At 56.8% G+C, this 14,511-nt stretch carries 12 protein-coding genes; 2 read left to right on the forward strand and 10 right to left on the reverse strand.

The window, feature by feature from the left end; translation table 11 throughout:
• Window positions 1–9: 9 nt before the first annotated feature.
• From ABIE13_RS01635 to ABIE13_RS01645, 3 genes are all read right to left on the reverse strand, one after another.
• Entirely contained in the window at window positions 10–1,866 is a 1,857-nt protein-coding gene (locus ABIE13_RS01635; protein WP_354440565.1) for a glycosyltransferase, read from the reverse strand.
• Window positions 1,867–1,869: 3 nt separating this feature from the next.
• Window positions 1,870–3,873 carry a tetratricopeptide repeat protein gene (locus ABIE13_RS01640; protein WP_354440566.1) on the reverse strand — a complete coding sequence of 668 codons (2,004 nt, stop codon included), beginning with the start codon at window positions 3,871–3,873 and terminating at the stop codon, window positions 1,870–1,872.
• A 547-nt stretch (window positions 3,874–4,420) separates the two neighbouring features.
• Window positions 4,421–4,978 (reverse strand): phasin family protein, encoded by a 558-nt coding sequence (locus ABIE13_RS01645; protein ID WP_354440568.1) that lies wholly within the window; start codon window positions 4,976–4,978, stop codon window positions 4,421–4,423.
• A gap of 311 nt (window positions 4,979–5,289) precedes the next feature.
• Between ABIE13_RS01645 and ABIE13_RS01650 the strand changes: the two genes are divergently transcribed.
• The gene (locus tag ABIE13_RS01650; protein ID WP_354440569.1) at window positions 5,290–5,739 is read left to right on the forward strand and encodes an acyl-CoA thioesterase; all 450 of its coding nucleotides are present in this window, start codon (window positions 5,290–5,292) and stop codon (window positions 5,737–5,739) included.
• A 43-nt stretch (window positions 5,740–5,782) separates the two neighbouring features.
• Here ABIE13_RS01650 and ABIE13_RS01655 read toward each other — a convergent pair whose 3' ends face one another.
• From ABIE13_RS01655 to ABIE13_RS01675, 5 genes are all read right to left on the reverse strand, one after another.
• Window positions 5,783–6,739 carry a 2-hydroxyacid dehydrogenase gene (locus ABIE13_RS01655; protein ID WP_354440570.1) on the reverse strand — a complete coding sequence of 319 codons (957 nt, stop codon included), beginning with the start codon at window positions 6,737–6,739 and terminating at the stop codon, window positions 5,783–5,785.
• Between the two features lie 9 nt (window positions 6,740–6,748).
• Window positions 6,749–7,198: a type II 3-dehydroquinate dehydratase gene (locus tag ABIE13_RS01660; RefSeq protein WP_354440572.1), complete on the reverse strand. Its 450-nt coding sequence runs from the start codon at window positions 7,196–7,198 to the stop codon at window positions 6,749–6,751.
• Between the two features lie 5 nt (window positions 7,199–7,203).
• The gene (locus ABIE13_RS01665) at window positions 7,204–7,827 is read right to left on the reverse strand and encodes a glutathione S-transferase (protein WP_354440574.1); all 624 of its coding nucleotides are present in this window, start codon (window positions 7,825–7,827) and stop codon (window positions 7,204–7,206) included.
• Between the two features lie 121 nt (window positions 7,828–7,948).
• Window positions 7,949–8,962: an NAD(P)H-quinone oxidoreductase gene (locus ABIE13_RS01670; RefSeq protein WP_354440576.1), complete on the reverse strand. Its 1,014-nt coding sequence runs from the start codon at window positions 8,960–8,962 to the stop codon at window positions 7,949–7,951.
• 16 nt (window positions 8,963–8,978) lie between these two features.
• Window positions 8,979–10,127, reverse strand: a complete 1,149-nt coding sequence (locus ABIE13_RS01675; RefSeq protein ID WP_354440578.1) for an ABC transporter ATP-binding protein — start codon at window positions 10,125–10,127, stop codon at window positions 8,979–8,981.
• A gap of 501 nt (window positions 10,128–10,628) precedes the next feature.
• Here ABIE13_RS01675 and ABIE13_RS01680 point away from each other — a divergent pair.
• Entirely contained in the window at window positions 10,629–11,879 is a 1,251-nt protein-coding gene (locus ABIE13_RS01680) for a flavin-containing monooxygenase (protein WP_354440579.1), read from the forward strand.
• 431 nt (window positions 11,880–12,310) lie between these two features.
• Here ABIE13_RS01680 and argE read toward each other — a convergent pair whose 3' ends face one another.
• Both argE and ABIE13_RS01690 read right to left on the reverse strand, forming a co-directional pair.
• Window positions 12,311–13,498: an acetylornithine deacetylase gene (gene argE, locus ABIE13_RS01685; RefSeq protein ID WP_354440581.1), complete on the reverse strand. Its 1,188-nt coding sequence runs from the start codon at window positions 13,496–13,498 to the stop codon at window positions 12,311–12,313.
• Window positions 13,499–13,508: 10 nt separating this feature from the next.
• On the reverse strand, window positions 13,509–14,468 hold the full coding sequence (locus tag ABIE13_RS01690; RefSeq protein ID WP_354440582.1) for a LysR family transcriptional regulator: 960 nt from the start codon (window positions 14,466–14,468) through the stop codon (window positions 13,509–13,511).
• Window positions 14,469–14,511 lie beyond the last annotated feature (43 nt).

Here is a 14,511-nt window from a genome sequence, read left to right on the forward strand (position 1 = left end):
TACTCTTGGCTATCGGCGCTTGGCCCTGTTAGACCAGTTGGAGCAGCAGAGCACTGTGGTGGCAGCAAGGTAGTGCAAGGTTGATGCGAACGAGTCTTTGGGTGAGACCGGTTGAGCCAGCTCGGACAGCGGGGCAACGGCCACTTCGCTGACCCGCAAGCGCGACTTGCGAAATAGCAGCAGCGACCCGATGTCTTCGTGGTCCAGCAGGGTGGCCTCACGGGACGCCGACACCACCATGGCATCGTGGTTGTAGAGACGAAAACCAGAAGAAGGGTCTTGAAGGCTTATGCCCGTCAAGGTTTTGAGCCATTTCCATGCCCAGTCGCGATGCTTGCCGGATACCTTCGGAAACGCGCCAATGACCACGTCCGGGCCGGACGGCTGGTCCATGGCGTTTTGAAGATCCTCTAGGCTCTTCACTTGGGGAAACCGGTTGATGTCAACGGTAAAAACGCGTTTGTACCCGTGCTGAAGGGCGTAGCGTAGACCGGTCTGAATGCTGTTCCAAGCGCCCATGGAAAGAACGGATGGCAAGGGCAGTGCGCCATCAAGGTGTCGCCGTTGAGCTTGGTCGCCTACCACCAGGATGTCTTGCCAGCCAGCGAGGCGCAGCGCATCTATGTATGTTTGAGCGAGGGGGTTTTCACCTTCGGTGTGGAGAATGATCAGGCTGTCGTTGTCCTGATCGGCCAATCCGATTTCCGGCGATGCGCTGGCGTAGAGACGCGCGATGTTCCAGGCGCAGGTGGCAATCGAGAACCTGCCTGCTGCTGCACGTTTCCCGGATTCTCCCATCTGCTGGCGTAAATCTGGCGAGCCACGAAATTGATGGATGGCCGTCCGCCAAGCTCCAAGATCGTCCAGCGGAACATCAACTCCGGCACCCGCTTCTTTGACCACCCACGGCATGCCCGAACCAGGCAGGTCCGAGACAATGCAAGGCTTGGCATGTTGCATGGCTTCAATCAAGACGAGGCCGAACGACTCAGTTCGCTCGCAGGATGCCAGGCAAAACACATCACACGTCTCAAACAGCTCGTGCTTGACGGCTTCGGAGACAGAGCCCAGCAGTTGTACCGGCGATTCCTGGCCGGTCTCTGCTTCAAAGCTCTTAATGAGGGCCTCGAGTGCTGGCCTCATTTCGCCTTCTCCAGCGATCAGCAGCTGCACACCAGGAATGGAGGAAACTGCCTGGATGAGTGTTTCAAAGCCCTTGTAGTAGACCAGACGTCCAATCGAGAGCAGGCGAAACGCCCCTGGGCGCCATAAGGCCTGCTTAGAGAGGCTGGTCCGGGGGGCAGGGGAGTCCAGGGATTGGTCTGCCAGGCCCAATGGGACGATGCAGCATTTGTCCAACCAGGGTTGCAAGGTAGGACTGGCCGCGAGATAGGGCGGTGACGTGGCAATCACGCGATAAGCCTGCGCAAGAATGGCGCGCTCGAAAGGCTCATACAGCATGTAGGCGGCCGAGAGCGCACGCCGGACTCGCGAGGGAACGACATCTGACTGCCAGTGAACCACCCAGGGAATTCGCCGGGCACTGCGCATGATCAACGCCCAGAAGGCGGCATTGTTAGGCATGTGCAGATGAATGACGTCCGGTTCAAATTCGCGTATCAACCGTCGAAGCTTGAATGGGAACCCCATTCCCATGGGTGCATAAAGAACTTCAGTCTGTACCCGCACCCGGTGCAGCCAGGAGGGGTCGTCGTGCCGAGGCAGACCATGCACCAGTCCAATAGCGTAGAGCCCTTGTTGGCGCTGTTCGGTGATCAGGTCTGCCAGGAAGGATTCCATGCCGCCACGATGAGGCGGGAAAAACTTGCCAACGTGAAGCACTCGGCCATGTAGCGAGCGGGTCATGGACTACCTGGTGGCCGTTGGCGTTGGCTCGGCACCGGTACCGGCTTCCAATTTGCTCTTCATTTGCCTATAACCGGGGTTGGTGGGCTCCAGAGCAATAGCCTGATCGATATCTTTTAGCGCATTCGGCTTGTCGTTCAACGCGGCATGGGCAAGCGCTCTTCCGTAGAGCGCCGGAGCCGTTGGCTTACTAGCCAGCAGTTGATTGAATATGCTCATGGCTTCAGTGGCCTTTTGGGCACCTACATTGGCAATTCCCAGGCCTACGAGATAGCGTTCGGAGCCGGGTTGGAGCTTGAGCAGTTCTTTGAAGTCGTCGATGGCGCTGGCATATTGGCCTGCGGGGAGAGCGAGTTCGGCTCGCTGTAGCAAGGTGGCTTGCCGTACCTGATCTGTCTGTGGTTTGGCCAGTGCCAGTGAGTAGTTGTCGTAGGCGTCTTTGAAGCGACCCATCGATTTCAGCGTCTCCGCGCGCTGGTAGTAGAGCGCGGCATCTGTAAAACCTTGTGACTCAGCTTTGGCAAGGGCTTCCAAGGCTTGCGGATAACGTTTCAGCATCCGAAGAGCCATGCCCGCATTAAAGGCTGCCGAACCTACAGGCTCTCCGAGCTTGAACGCCTTGGTGAAATCCTCCAGAGCCTTTTGATCTTCACCAGTCTCCAGGAAATAAGCCCCTCTATTTAAAAAGGACCGCCAGCGGCCAACGGCATTGGGCTGAGCCGAAAGATCTATTTTCTCCGCGGCATCGGACCAGAGGGTGAAGTCGTTTCGGAACGTTTGCACGCGTCCCCATGCGAGTGCCGAGAACACCAAAACGGCCACGATGGCACAGGTGTAAATGGTGCGCGACTTTCGGCCAACCAATGCAATGGCCACGAGACCAGGCAACATCAAGGCCCAGAGATAACTCCGATAGAGCACAAATGGATCTTGCACCCAGGAAGTGACCAACTCCGTGCCGAAAAGCAAAATGGCGCAGAGCGCACACAAGGCGGCGAACCCCCAACGGTCTCTTCTTGTCAGCAGCGCCCAGAAGGAGCCTCCAGCGAGAATCAGAAAGCCAAGCGCTCCAAGTACTTGCGGGAAAGCGGTGGGTGACAAGGGAAAATGGGGCCGTATGTCGATGGACATCCACAGTACATTGGGGACGAGCCAAAGGAAGCCGTAATAGAAGAAAAGCGCCATTTCATTGACGACGCTGATGGAATAGACTTGGCTCGATATTCCCGGCTTGAGCTCCTCCAGCAGCTTCACATAGCCTATTGAGGGCCCGTCGAATGCGGCTACTCCAATCATTGAGCCATACCGTTGCATCAGGACCATCACAGCAACTGCCAGCAGGGTAAGCGCTATGCCCGAAACCGCAAGCGTATGCTGCCACTTTGGACGGGCGACGAAAATGTAGATCGCAATCCACACGCCCGCGACCATGATCGCATGCTCTTTGGACATGAGTGCCAGTACATACGCGAGCAAAGCGTAGACAAACCAGGCGGCTTTTTTGGTTCGGAACCCACGCGCAACTGCGAAGCAACTCAGAGCAGAAAACAGTGCTGCCATCACGATAGAGCGCTGGATCAAATATCCCACGGCATAGGAGGCGACCGGGTGCACCGCAAAAAGGCCCACACCCACTAACAGCGCAGCGCGCTTTGAAGCCTCAAAACCCGGATCAGAAACCTCATTAGCTGAAAATTCTACGGAGCGGAGAAGCTCCTGCAGCATCATGAAAATGGCCACACAGGTTGCCAGATGCAAAAGTAGATTAACCACTCTTTGGCCCGTGTACGCATCGCCGAACAACGGTTGAAGCCAGACAAAGCTGCCATACGACAACATGCGAGGCTTCAACTCGAGCAGATTGCCATATTTGCCGAAGATGCTGCCATCGCTAAGGCGGGCATCGTCGAAAATCAGAGAGTGATGAAGCCCCGGGAGGTAGATGCAAAGAGCAGCTACAACAACCAATAGGCTGAAGAAAAGGGTTTTTCGGTCAAATCGAGTCATGGGCATAGAGGATCATCCGATGCAATTCGCAGACGACATCAAGATTTTTACGAAACGTTTCTCGACTTGTGGTTCGTAACAATGATGTCTTGGTGCGGCACATCGGACTCGAGTGGCCTTATCAACTTGACTGATGATACTGGCGATCAAGTCCGAAAAATTCGTTTCTCAAGAAGCGGCAGAACGCTGTTCCACCACTGAATCAGGCTGATATGCGCTAAAAAGAACCGTCAGCGGTATGCGCCGCAACGTCGCATCTTTCTGTACTGGCAGCGTCTCTGGTGAGTGTCGGGGAAAAAAAAGGGCTGATCTTGCGATCAACCCTTTAAGGGATTCCTGAACCCTGAGGTTTCGAAAGAATCCGAGGAGACAAGCTTTAGGAGCCTTGGCTTTTGGCACCAGTGGAAAAGGATGTCCATGTGCAATCCCTTTCCACTGGGAGCTTCGCTGTCTGAACAAGGAAGCTCACAGGTCAGTCGATGTGCTCAGAGATGTGATTTGCCTGGCAAACTTCACTAACCCCGGTTCATCTACCGACGAACTCGAATCAACGAGCCTTTTTGGCAGCAGCAGTTGCGCTCTTGGCAGCGTTGGTGGCGCTGGAAGCAACGGCGTTGAAGTTGGCTTCAGCGACATCAGACGCTTGCTTGACAGCCTTTTGCACGGATTCAAACGCGTTGGTAGCAGCTGCTACAGCGCTTTTCATCACTGCAACGGCGGTTTCAGAACCGGCTGGTGCGTTCTTGGAAGCGTTGTCGACCATGGAGGCGAACTGAGCTTGGCTCTCGGCGACTTTGCCTTCGAAAGCTTTGCTGAATTCAGCGCTGGTGCCAGAAGCGATGTCGTACAGGTGACGGCTGTAAGCAGCGGCTTTTTCGGCCAAAGGCTGGAACAGGTTAGCTTGCAGAGCGACCAGTTCTTGAGCGTCTTTGACGTTCAACAGAGCTTGTGTATGGGTAGCGGACTCTGACAGAGCAGCTTTGGCAGCGGTCAGATTCAGTTCGACCAATTTTTCCACGCCTTCGAAGGCCTTGGTGGTCAGACCATGGAGAGTTTCCAGGTTGGCTTTTTGCGTTGCGACGAGTTGTTCAGGTGTCAGTGGCATATCAATCTCCAGGATTAAATTAAGGGGCTTGTTTTGCAGCTCTGAACGACTTCTTATGTTGCAGTGCAGCATGTGTATGAATTCTAGGCCGACGAGGAAAGATTGCAAGCGTATTTGGTGCGCTGCAGCATTTTTAGATGGGGCTTTCTAAAACCTGGAGATTCAGTTCGAGAGTCGCCGCAAGATCGATCACGGATCAGGGCGTGGGCTACGAGATGGGCTGCGCGCCGGGCAGGTCTGCGGATAAGTCGTGGATGCACAGTTTGCTGCACAGGGCCAGAACCCTGTTCGAGCGCTGGCAGAATGGGAAGATGAATGCATCACCCCGCCCTCAGCCCGAGCATCGTGACAGCTATCGCGCGTTCCGCAGCATCACCACCAGGTGGATGGACAACGATCAATACGGCCACGTGAACAACGTGATCTACTACAGCTGGTTTGATACAGCAGTCAATGCGCACCTCATTGAGCAGGGCGCGTTAGACACCGAAAACGGCGGCACCATTGGTTTCGTCATCGAAACACAATGCCAGTACTTCGCACCCTTGTCGTTCCCGCAGACGGTGGAGGCGGGTATTCGCGTGGCACATATTGGTTCTTCCAGCGTTCGCTACGAGGTCGGACTTTTCGCTCAAGGTGCCGACAAGACAGCAGCCAAAGGCCATTTCGTGCATGTCTACGTGGACCGAGAAACACAAAGGCCCGTACCGCTTCCTCAAAAGCTCAGGGCTGTTCTGGAGCAGCTCAGCGGTATTGGCTGATAGCGTGCCGAACACCCTGGGCGGCTGTAAGACTTGAAAATGCCTAGTATCCCCGCGAAGGATCAATGACGTTGTCTGGTGGCATGCCTGCTGATATGCACCGGATATTGGCCGCAATCTGGGTGGCGGAAGAGGAAGGAATCGCAACGGAGGCCAGATGCGGGGTAATCAGCACGTTCGGCATGCTCCACAGCGGATGTCCTGCCGGTAGGGGTTCACGCTCAAAGACGTCCAGCGTGGCGGCGCCGATGTGCCCGATTTTGAGGAGGTCAATCAGGGCTGTTTGATCTACCAGGCTCCCCCGCGCCACATTGACCAAGGCAGCGCCAGGCTTCATTTTTCCCAGGCGCTCGCGGTTGAGCAAGTTAACAGTTTGCGGGGTGTGCGGCAGCATGAGCACCAGGATGTCCGCTTGTCCGATTACGCTATCCAGCGCTTCTATGCCTGAATGACACTCCACGCCTTCTATTTGAGCCGGGCTGCGCGACCAGCCAAGCACTTTGAAACCTTGGCGCTGCAATTCGTACGCAGCCTTGGCGCCCAGCTGCCCCAAGCCCAGCACGCTGACTGTGATCTCATCCGGTGAGCGGGGGTGCCGGTACGCCCATTTTCCCAGGCGCTGAGCCTGTTCGAAAAAGGGAATGTCTCGGGCATGCCGCAGTACGGAAAACAGCACATAGCCCGCCATCATTCGCGCCATCTGGGGGTCCGTGATCCGCGTGATAGGAATACCTGCAGGTAAATCATCCCGGTTCACCAATGAGTCTACCCCCGCACCCAGATTGACGATAAGCCGCAGGTTTTCCATGCGATCGAAAAAGCGTGCTGGCGGCTTCCAGACCAGTGCATAGGCGATCTCTTGAGGGTTGTCGATCTCGCTCGCATGCACGATCTTCAAATCGGGCAGTTGTGCCTGGAGCGCACGCTTCCAGGTTTCAAAATCGTCGAAATCACTATAGAAGGCCAGGGTACCCAAAGGGGCTGCTTCAGGTTTCATCATCGGGCCTGCCTATTTGCTTTTTCTAACCAGATCGGCGATAGCCTGGATGGCCAGTTCATAGCCATCGCCGCCCAGGCCAGCGATGAGTCCATCGGCCACTTTGGAGATATAGGAGTGATGGCGAAAAGGCTCGCGCTTCCAGATGTTGCTCATATGAGCCTCAATGATCTTGCCGGGGAAGGACATCAGGGCATCGAGGATCGGGATAGAGGTGTAAGTCAAGCCGGCCGCATTGATGATGATGCCATCGGCTACGCCACGGGCCTCCTGGATCCAGTCGATCAACTGACCTTCGTAGTTCGATTGAAGGAACCGGAACTCGGCGTTCAGAGAGGCCGCCTTTTTTTCGCAGCGTGACTGCAGCACCGGAAAGCTGTCCGTTCCGTAGGTTTTGTTGGCATCCAGGCCGTACAGGTTGGCATTGGGTCCGTTCAGAAACCAGATGGTGATGTCACTCATGGCGTTCAACTTTCGTAGGGGCGGGTGGCTTGAAAGGCTGGGAGATTTTGAATGGCTTCGTTCCAGCGGGCTGCATGAGTGTGCCGGGCGCGCCAGTCGATTTCAGGAAAGCGAAAGTCCAGATAACCGAGCGCGCAAGCTATGGTGATCTCGCCGATGCTGGGCTGCTCCAGAGCCAACTCGGGTGCCATGGCGTCGATGGACTCCAGGCAGGCTTCAGCTTTGTTCAAAAGCGCTTCTCTCCAGGTGGCCCACTGGAATTCAGGTGGGCGTGCCGTCAACTCATAGCGCGCGAGCAACGCCGCATCAAGCAATCCATCTCCCAGGGATTGGCGCGTCAGGGCGGTCCACCGCGCGGGGCCTGCCGCCGGAAAGATGTAGCTGGCGCTGGCGCCAGCGCGATCGGCCAGGTATTCGCAGATTACCCTGCTGTCATAGAGTGACTGGCCGTTGTCCAATATCAGCGTGGGGACCTTGGCCAGCGGGTTGTGAGCGGCAATTCTCGGGTCACGGCGAACAGGGTGCGCCGCACTGTCCAGGCGCTCGATCTCTTGCGCCTGGCCAGTCAGATGCGCGCAGACCATGACTTTGCGGACAAAGGGTGATGTGGGAGCGAAGAGAATTTTCATTGTGAAGCGTGTTCAATGTCTCAAGGAGAGAACGGTTGTGTTCGAACAATTGTGGATGCAAGGGTGCGCCCATGCGACGAAAACAGAAGTGATGCCTCGTGCTCTCGCTAGGAGATTTTGATCAAGTTGTTAGAACGAGCTTGCCGAACACCTTGCCGCTCTCCAGCATTTCGTGTGAAGCGGCAGCTTCTGCCAGCGGGAAAGTGCCATGAATGCGCGGCCTTACTCGTCCATTCCTGAGCAGAGGCATCACATGATGCGCAATGCATTGGGCCATGCGGGTCTTCTCAAGGCGACTCTGTGGGCGCATGGTAGAAGAGTGCAGGCTGATCTGCCGCTGCATGAGCGTCAGTAGCTCGACCTGAACCGTGGAGCCCTGCATGAATGAGAGGCTGACGTGACGACCGCCAAAAGCCATGGCTTGCAGGTTACGCCGAACGTAGTCCCCTCCGACGACATCAAGCACCACATCGGCCCCACGTCCTTCGGTGTAGTCCAGGCAGGCTTGCACAAAGTCGGTGGTGGGCCAGCAGATGGGGGCATCGACTCCAAGGACGTTAAGTTCGGCAAAGCGATCTTCGTCGCTGGCTGTGGCGATTACGGTAGCGCCAGCGGCACGGGCCATCTGGATTGCCAAGGTTCCAATGCCACCTGCTGCGCCGTGGATCAACACCGTCTCTCCCATGCGCAACCGGCCTAGTTCGAACAGGTTGTGCCAGACGGTAAAAAGGCCTTCAGGCAACGCAGCGGCCTCGATATCTGAGAGGCCGGAGGGCACCACGAATGAATGATCGACTGCTGCGGTACACCAGGGCGCGTAGCCGCCACCGGGAACCAGACTCATCAGCCGTTGGCCGAGCAAGGTGCTGTCTACGCCGGGACCACAGGCGACCACTTCGCCACACACTTCCAGGCCGAGCACGTCGGTGACGCCGGGGGCTGGTTTTGCAATGCCCTGCCGCTGCATGATGTCAGGGCGGTTGATGCCGGCTGCCAGAACTCGCAGTAGCACTTCACCAGCCGCGGGCTCCGGCATAGGGCGGTCTGCCATCATCAGCACGCTGGCGTTGCCGGGTTCGCGCGCGATGATGGCACGCATGGATGAAGGGCGGGAGGAGGGGGTGGTTTCGCTCACGTCAGTTCTTTCCTGTTCATTTCAGTGGGGTAAAGACACTGATGCCTTCATCTGGAAGGGCAAGCCCGGCGACCGACCCTATAGGCCATTGCTGCAGGGCGCCCGGGCCTGCGCTGCGCACAGTGACGACGTGGCGGGTAGTCATTGGGGGAATGGCGACATCGACGAAGGTATTGATGTGATCGCCCTGGAAGACGTGGTTGATGACAGTGCCACTCAGCACGGAGCCGGCATGAAGGCTCTCCAGAGTGATGTGTTCGGGTCGCACATAGACGTCCAGCCGCTGGCCTTCGTGAGCAGGATTTGCCAGGCGATCTTGCGGCAGGCTCAGCAACCCGGCGCCCAGGCGCAGCTGGATGTCCGTGGCCACTTTGCCGTGGTAATGGGCCGGCAGAATGTTCACGTCGCCCAGAAAGGATGCCACGAAGGGATCCCTAGGGTTTTGATAGAGGTCCGCTGGCGAAGCAATCTGGCGGATTACGCCGCTGGACATCACCGCAATACGGTCGGACATGGCCAAGGCCTCGCCCTGGTCATGGGTGACGAACACAGTGGTCAGTCCCAGGCGGCGCTGAATTTCCCGAATCTCGAACTGCATGGAGCCGCGCAGGCTTTTGTCCAGCGCAGAAAAGGGTTCGTCGAGAAGCAATACCTTGGGCTGGATGATGAGTGCTCGCGCCAGGGCCACACGCTGCTGCTGCCCGCCGGAGAGCTCCCGAGGCTTGCGGTGTCCCAAACCGTCGAGTTTGACCATGGCCATCGCATCCTTCACGCGCTGCGCCACTTCCGCTTTGGATACGCCTCGCATGCGCAGGCCATAGCCGATGTTGTGCTCGACTGTCATGTGCGGGAACAGTGCGTAGTTCTGAAACACAATGCCGATTTGCCGCTTGTGCGGAGGCTCGCTCGTGATCGGCTGGCCGTCGACGAAGATCTCGCCAGAGTCAGCTTCGGCGAAGCCTGCGATCAGGTTGAGAAGCGTCGTCTTTCCGCAGCCAGAGGGGCCCAGCAGCGTGAGGAACTCGCCCCGGCTGATGTCTAACGAGAGCTCGTGCAACACGGTCTGATCGTGGTACTTCTTGCCCACGCCTTGCAGGCTGACGGCAATATCGGCCTCGGGTTTTGGCTGGTTTTGTTGCCGTGCAGGCTGGTTGGATACGTTCATGATTGCGCGATGAATAAGGGGCGTGCGGGATGCCAATAGACTCAAGGCGACGATGCTATCCATCGCGCTGGGCCACTCTGGTCATGAGTCAGGTCCTGCGGAGACGATAAGGCAAACCGCGGCCATTCGATCTTTGCAGAAATTGATGTCACCCCTCGGAAAAAACGAAATAGCCTGAGCCAGGCTTCAATAACGCTTGTGAGCGGGCCGGCCGCGGGCTTCAGCTCACGTCCTCTCAGGGTGAGACGCCACCCGATAACACCTGCGTGGGCATAGGAAAACTCATGCTGGCTCGGCGCGTTCCTGGGAGCACCTGGCGCATTCACCCAGGCCTTGTTGACAGCACTTTGTATTTTCCTAAGTCCTGAGTTCGAAAAACGTGATTTCCAAACTTCGTTGGCTTGACCAAACTTGTCGCCATCGATGACGGATAAATCTGTGCGCCGTCTTGCCGGGCAATGACGGACCTTATCCGGTCGACATTATCTTTAGGAAACCTCAATGTCAGTGGAAAAAATCAATACCCTCGTGGTTGGTGCTGGCCAGGCCGGAATAGCGATGAGCGAACACCTTTCGCAGATGGACGTGCCGCATATCGTGCTGGAGCGCCACCGGATCGCGGAGCGGTGGCGCTCGGAGCGTTGGGATTCCCTGGTGGCCAACGGGCCCGCCTGGCATGACCGCTTTCCGGCGTTGAAATTCGACGACATCTCGCCGGAGACATTTCCAGCGAAAGAGCGCGTGGCCCAGTACTTCGAGGACTACGCAAAGATGATCAAGGCGCCCGTGCGAACAGGCGTGGAAGTCACTCAAGTCGAACGTCTTCAAGGTCGGCCGGGCTTCAAGGTGACGACGTCCGCAGGAGTGATTGAGGCGGCTAATGTCGTGACAGCTACCGGGCCCTTCCAGACTCCAGCGTATCCAAAGATCATTCCCGAAAGCAGTGGCCTCCAGCAACTGCATTCATCGACCTACAAGAACCCGGGCCAATTGCCCGAAGGTGCTGTACTGGTGGTCGGTGCGGGTGCATCTGGCTCTCAGATCGCGGAGGAATTGCGCAAGTCCGGCCGGAAGGTTTATCTTTCAGTGGGCGAGCATTACAGGCCACCGCGCTCCTATCGTGGCCGCGATTATTGCTGGTGGCTGGGCGCGCTGGGCTTGTGGGATGAAGTGAAGATCAGGCCAAAGAAAGAGCATGTGGCCTTCGCGGTCAGCGGCTACGAAGGCGGTAAGACGGTGGATTTCCGTCGCCTGGCCCATATGGGTATTACGCTGGTTGGGTTGACGAAGTCTTATCGCGATGGTGTTATAGAGTTCGAAGAAGGACTGGCAAAAAATGTGGCCGACGGTGATCAGGCGTACTTCGACGTGCTGCGGGAGGCGGATGCCTATATTGAACAGAATGGCCTGCCTTTTCCACCCGAGCCTGAAGCGTGGGAACTGCTTCCTGACCCAGACTGCCTCAAGGATCCAATCCTGAGCCTTGACCTTGGCGCTGCCGGAATCACGACCGTTCTCTGGGCCACCGGTTTCAAGTTTGACTACAGCTGGTTGAAGGTCAATGCCTTCAACGAAAAAGGCGAGCCCTTCCATAAACGCGGAATTTCCGCGGAAAGCGGAATTTATTTCCTGGGTCTGCCGAATCTGGTCAACAGAGCATCGTCGTTCATCTACGGTGTATGGCACGACGCGAAATACGTGGCCGACCATATCGTGCTTCAAAACGGTTATATGTCGTACACAAAGCCGTAGATCGGTCTTGATAAGTCAGAGGGTGCTGATCATCCTCTGACAGACACTGAGTTGCGGCCGTTCGACAAGAGCCTTCCGGGATGAGGTTCCATGGTTTTCTGGAAGCGGAAAGTGGCATTCGAACCAACAAAACCGTTCGGCTGAGGTTCTGGCTTCTGTCAAACGAAGAGTGGCGTTGAACCAGAAAAAACCGTTCGGCCTGAGCCTGTCGAAGGTTTGTGCAACGCTTCGACAGGCTCAGCGCGAACGGATTGTTGTGAGCCCTACGTTTAGGTAATAAAGAGGCTGTTGATTGTTGTGCACCCTAACCCCTGGGTGACAAAGATACTGTTCATTGTTCAAACAGAAAAAAGTCGTTCGGCCTGAGCCTGTCGAAGGCTTGCGCAACGCCACTTCGACAGGCTCAGAGAGAGCGGTTTGAATTCTTGGAGCTAGCCGTCTTTCTTATCGCAAAGAAAATCAACCAAGCCCTGGAGCATCCGGTCACAGGCCTCGATCTGCGAAAGCTCCACGTATTCATCTGCCTTGTGCGCGACTTCAATGCTGCCTGGCCCGCAGACCAGCACCGGTGTCTGGGTCCAGCTTTGCTGGAACAAGCCGCCTTCGCTACCGTAATCCACCTTGGTGCATGGCGTACCTGGCGGTAACAGTGAGGCAAGCAGGCCGACGCCAGGTGAATCCGATGGGGTGTCCAGACTGGGGTAGCTGTTGACGAGCTGGATGTCCGGCGTCGGTGCATCAGCGTTCATGGCTTCTCGCTTCACGCGCTCGGCCAGGCGCTCCAGGATGCGGGCCAGTATCAACTCAGGCTGATCTTGCGAGACGTTGCGAATCTCGAAACCCAGCTCGCATTCGGATGGGACGATGTTAAGAGCCTTTCCGCCGTGGATCGTGCCGACATGCACGGTGGAGTAGGGCACGCCGTAGCCTTCCTCTCTAGGACCGCTTTCGGACAGCTCGCGCTGCACATCACGCAACGATGCGACCAGGTCGCTTGCCATGTGGATCGCATTGACAAAGCGAGGTGCCAGCCCCGAATGCCCGGCCTCGCCGCAGCAGATGGCGCGATAGGCGGCTTTACCCTTGTGGCCAGTTCCGATGCGCATCAAAGTCGGCTCGCCAATGATGCAAAGATAAGGCGCTGGCAAATTATTTTCGAGTCGGCGCAACAGGTGGCGCACGCCGACACATCCAATCTCTTCGTCGAAAGAAAGCGCCAGCTGCAGAGGTCGTGTCAACGGTCTGCTCGCGGCTTCCACCATGGCTGTGACGGCGCATGCGACGAATCCCTTCATGTCGGCTGTGCCGCGCCCGTAAAGGCGGCCGTTCTTATGTGTAGCCTCGAATGGCGGCGAAGTCCAGGGCTGTCCCTCCACTGGAACCACATCCGTGTGCCCGGAGAGCAGTACACCCGGAATTCCCTGGGGCCCTACCGTTGCAAAGAGGTTGGTACGGGTCGGATCCTGTGGATCCGGCGCCCGCATGGATTCGATACCGGCTTGTGCCAGGATCTCTTCCACTTTCTCGATCAGACCTATGTTGGGTTTCAACGATACGGAAGGAAAGGAAACGAGAGTTTCCAGCAGGGCAATGCTGCTTGAGGATTGTGGTTTTTCCATCGTCTTTTCTTCAGGAATCTGGAATATGGGGATCGAAGAAATTGGCAGCGCTCATCCCGGGGATGTACTGATCTGAAATGTAGGCTCGGCAGCGTTCCATGAAAACGCGCGTAAGGCGTGGTTGCTTCACGGACTTGTAGGTGGCCAATCCCAGGAGCATGGGACGGTTGTCACCCGCAAGCCGAACGCGTACCGTTCGTTTTCCATCGAGCGCTTCGTTGGACTTGGGCCTAACGTTGAACAGTGTGTAGCCGATGCCGTTGGCCACCATGGAGCGCACAACTTCCGTCGAACTCGAACGCGCCACGATATTCGGCGCCACGCCAGCTTTGGCGAAAATCGAGGTGAAGTAGTCTCTGCTCATAGGCATATCCAGCAACACAAAGGGTTGTGGTGCCAGCTCTGCCAAGGTGATCGCTCGCTCCTTGGCCAGCGGATGAACTTCTCCCACCAGTACATGAGGAGGCAGGCTCGCCAGACATTCGAACTGGATGTCGTCTCCCTGATGCAAATCGTAGGTAATCGCCAGATCGATTTCCAGGGCGCGAAGCTTGTTCATGAGCACTTCCTGATCGCCCTCGATCATCTGAAGTTCAACCTTGTCGAAAGCCCTCGAAAACCCAAAGATGACTTCTGGGGCGATCATGGCCGTCAGAGATTGGAAGCAGCCCACTCGCAAAGAGCCCTGGATAGCGTCGCTTGAGTCCGCAGCAATCTCGTAGAGGCGTGAAGATCGGCTCAACACGTCTTCGCATTGCTGCAGTACCAGCGTGCCAATGGCAGTCAGACCCAGGCCCTTGGATGGATGGCGTACGAACAACTGCACCCCGAGCTCAGACTCTATGTGGGCGATGGCCGCTGAAATCGATGGCGAGGAAATATGGATTTGCGCCGAAGCCGTGGCAATGCTGCCATGTTTGGCTGTGGCGACGAAATACTCCATCTGACGCAGGGAAATGCGGTTGAGCATGTACGGGTGAATAGAACGGTGTTGAGGATTGCTACCAATTTGC

Origin of the sequence: Ottowia thiooxydans (genome assembly GCF_040548795.1) — a bacterium.
Lineage (GTDB): Bacteria > Pseudomonadota > Gammaproteobacteria > Burkholderiales > Burkholderiaceae_C > Ottowia > Ottowia thiooxydans_A.